Source organism: Candidatus Nitrosotalea sp. FS, from assembly GCF_011319475.1.
GTDB lineage: Archaea > Thermoproteota > Nitrososphaeria > Nitrososphaerales > Nitrosopumilaceae > Nitrosotalea.
This window is the reverse complement of record NZ_RCMC01000226.1, coordinates 1-3,014: the sequence shown is the minus strand read 5'-3', so window position 1 is coordinate 3,014 and position 3,014 is coordinate 1. Positions and strand designations below refer to the sequence as shown.

At 37.9% G+C, this 3,014-nt stretch carries 1 protein-coding gene; it reads right to left on the bottom strand.

The genetic code is table 11. From position 1 onward, the window contains the following. Positions 1-971 precede the first annotated feature (971 nt). A partial coding sequence (locus DYY66_RS16405) for a CAP domain-containing protein (RefSeq protein WP_394352620.1) occupies positions 972-1,520 on the bottom strand: 549 nt, incomplete at its 3' end. Between the last annotated feature and the right edge of the window lie 1,494 nt (positions 1,521-3,014).

Below are 3,014 nucleotides of genomic sequence, written 5' to 3'. Positions count from 1 at the left end.
AGCTATTGCAATCAACGATATTGCGAGAGCGGCAGCGATAGACTTTTGCATGTGCCTAGATTGTTTTTAAAATATTTATGTGACGCGTCTCTTTTGCACTAACTCGTCGAATAGAAGATTTGTTGTACATACAAATCAAAATTGTAACAACAATCACAAAGTTTTGAAGAAGATTGTTAATGACCTTTTGAATCCTTCTATTCTATCATACAAAACATAAATTAACAACAAACAGAATTATCCAGAAAATTAGAAAGTAATTTTATCATTTAAAGATCTAATTAAAAAAATGTGTATACTCTAAAGATATTCCATGGTCACAGATGATGCGTATACCTGCTCTCCATTTTGTTTTTTCAGAGAAACATATATCGTGTGTAATCCAGGATCCGTCCATTTTGAGATATTAGGAGATATGTCGATTCCTTTGAGAGTTGTANTTTTTTCAGAGAAACGTATATCGTGTGCAATCCAGGATCCATCCATTTTGAGATATTGGGTGATATGTCTATTCCTTTGAGAGTTGTGCTGATATTTGTAAAAGTCACGTAATCTACACATTTTTCTCCTTTAGTAGTATCAAGTATTGCCATACCTCTAGCACATTCTGGATAATGAGAGCCTTCTGCAGGTCTGGGTAACATTACTCCTACAAAATCTCCCTGTTCATAGTATCCTGCATTGTATGGTAACTTTCCATCTAGATCTTTACTTGTCAGTGGCGTAGGAGGAGGATCATCAAATACCTCTATCTGATATAATGAATATCCTGCAGGAATTTGTCCTACTAGGTGAAGCTGGTTACCGTCAAGTTTTATGGTTTGCCACTTNATTCTGGATAATGAGAGCCTTCTGCAGGTCTAGGTAACATCACTCCTACAAAATCCCCTTGCTCATAATATCCTGCATCATATGGTAGTTTTCCATCGAGATCTTTACTTGTCAGAGGTGTAGGAGAAGGGTCATCAAANATCTAGATCCTTACTTGTCAGAGGTGTAGGAGGCGGATCATCAAATACCTCTATTTGATATAATGAATATCCTGCCGGGATTTGCCCCACTAGATGAAGCTGGTTACCGTCAAGTTTCATGGTTTGCCATTGTATTATGTTATTTTCAAAATGTTCAACAAAATAGAATTTATCATTATCATATGCGATTCCAAAACTTACATCAGTGTGCTCTGGATTGAGTATATTGTCTCGATGTCCCCAGTTTGATCCTGCGTCATTGTACATCATGCCGAATTCACTGTCATTGATCTGTTTGAAAGGATCAAAGGAATATGGCACACATTTTGATGAAGGGCAATAAGATGTAGTAATGCTGATATTTTCATCAACATCTCCTCTTCCGCCAAGTTTTGTGTATGTGACATAAGGTTTAACGCCATTACTGTTCCAATGAGAAAAATATCCTACACTTAGCATATCATCTGCATGATTCTGTGCCGATGACATTTGACTCAGTGTAACAGGATGTAGACCATGATCTGTCCTGTCCTTGTTAACTATTTCCAACGCATACTGGTATAGATCTTCCTTTGTTACCGAAAGTTTTGAGATGGGAGTTTGTGTCTTTGTTGGAAATATGTTTCCTATGATCTGTCGAATGTCGCTGCTTGCGGAGTTGAATACTTTAACTTGAGTACCAACCGCATTATTTGCAGACNTATCATCTGCATGATTCTGTGCTGATGACATTTGACTCAATACCACAGGGTGTAGACCGTGATCTGTCCTATCCTTGTTAACTATTCCTAATGCATACTGANTATCATCGGCATGATTCTGTGCTGATGACATTTGACTCAACACCACAGGGTGTAGACCGTGATCTGTTCTGTCCTTGTTAACTATCCCCAATGCATACTGGTACAGATCTTCTTTTGTTACTGAAAGTTTTGAGGTCGGGGTTTGCGTCTTTGTTGGAAATATGTTCCCTATTATCTGGCGAATGTCACTGCTTGCAGAGTTGAACACTTTAACTTGAGTGCCGTCCGCATTATTTGCAAGTAGTGTGTATTGATTTGTTCCTGTTGGTGTGGTATACTGAATTGTATACTGACCATTGTCTATAGTTAATTGCACATCAGTCCATTTTGATGCTTTGATTGGAGGATCTCGCGATAAATGAAATGTATCATAGTTTGTACAATAGACGTCGATTTTACCTGTTCCGTCCGAGTCTGTACTACATCCAGTTAGAACAAGATGCGTCTCATTTGGTACACTTGTACCATTATTTGGCTGTGGAAGAGTTGAGGCAATTTCATTAGAATGGGTGAAAGCGCTTTGATTTATCAGAACAAGAGATATAGTAACAACTAGTGCACAACTTGTGAAAATAGCCATCGGGAGTAAGTGTTTCATTAGAGTTCNTAGTCAATTGTACATTAGTCCATTTTGATGCTATGATTGGAGGATCTCGGGATAAATGAAATGTATCATAATTTGGACAATAGACGTCGACTTTACCTGCTCCATCCGAGTCTGTATTACATCCAGTTAGAACAAGATGTGTCTCATTTGGGATGCTTGTACCATTATTTGGCTGTGGTAGAGTTGAGGCAATATTATCGGAATGAGTCAAAACGCTTTGACTTATGAGAATAAGGGATACNTCGACTTTACCTGCTCCATCCGAGTCTGTATTACACCCAGTTAGAACAAGATGGGTCTCATTTGAGCCACTTGTACCATTATTTGGCTGTGATATAGTTGAGGCAATGTCATTGGAATGAGTCAAAATGCTCTGATTTATGAGAACAACTGACACAGTAACAGCTAGCGCACAACTTGCTAAAATGGCAATCTGGAGTAAGTGTTTCATTAGAGTTGGATTATACGTGCTGGCTAAAATTAATTACCAGACATTCATCATCTTCGAAATTACTCATTAACCACATATCGATACCTCACATATTGCCAAACTGTGTTGCCACTAGTGGATTTGATTAGAAATTATCTATACTTTGTGTAGGATGAATACACTTTGTACACATAGTTCTTAAT